Source organism: Aquabacterium sp. A08 (assembly GCF_011742065.1).
In genome coordinates this window covers 1-682 of sequence record NZ_JAAQQT010000359.1, presented here as the reverse complement: position 1 = coordinate 682, position 682 = coordinate 1, and the positions used below count along the sequence as shown (strand labels likewise).

General features: G+C 64.7%; 1 protein-coding gene and 1 pseudogene. Both read left to right on the top strand.

Annotated elements, in window-relative coordinates:
• Positions 1-497, top strand: a 497-nt coding sequence (locus HA630_RS02035) for an amidohydrolase family protein (protein ID WP_166832194.1), incomplete at its 5' end; no start/stop codon positions are given.
• A 90-nt stretch (positions 498-587) separates the two neighbouring features.
• Positions 588-682 (top strand): annotated as a pseudogene (locus HA630_RS23030) (protocatechuate 3,4-dioxygenase); the annotation flags it as partial.

Below are 682 nucleotides of genomic sequence, written 5' to 3'. Positions count from 1 at the left end.
TGATGGAGATCGCCGGCCGCATCGCCAAGCTCGGCTGGCACGTGGTCATCTACTTCGAGGCGGTGGACCTGCCCGAGCTGTGGGACTTCTTCACCAGCCTGCCCACCACCGTGGTGGTGGACCACATGGGCCGCCCCGATGTGAGCAAGGGCGTGGACAGCGAAGAGTTCGCGCTGTTCCTCAAGTTCATGCGCGAACACTCCAACGTGTGGAGCAAGGTGAGCTGCCCCGAACGCCTGAGCGTGACCGGCCCGAAGGCCCTGAACGGCGAGCAGGAGGCCTACCAGGACGTGGTGCCGTTCGCGCGCCGCGTGGTGGAAGAATTCCCCGACCGCGTGCTCTGGGGCACCGACTGGCCGCACCCCAACCTGAAGGACCACATGCCCGACGACGGCCTGCTGGTCGATTTCATCCCGCAGATCGCGCCGACCGCCGAACTCCAGCAGAAGCTGCTGGTGGACAACCCGATGCGCCTGTACTGGCCCGAGGAGGTGTGAACATGTGCCCCCACGCTCATTACTTCGTAACTTCGCTGCCCCCCGAGGGGGCGCAGATCGCCCTTGGGGCGGCCCAGCGGGAGATCTGACATGGCCCTGGAAAAACCCTACACCGACGTGCCCGGCACCATCATTTTCGATGCCGAGCAATCGCGCAAAGGCTACTGGCTCAACCAGTTCTGCAT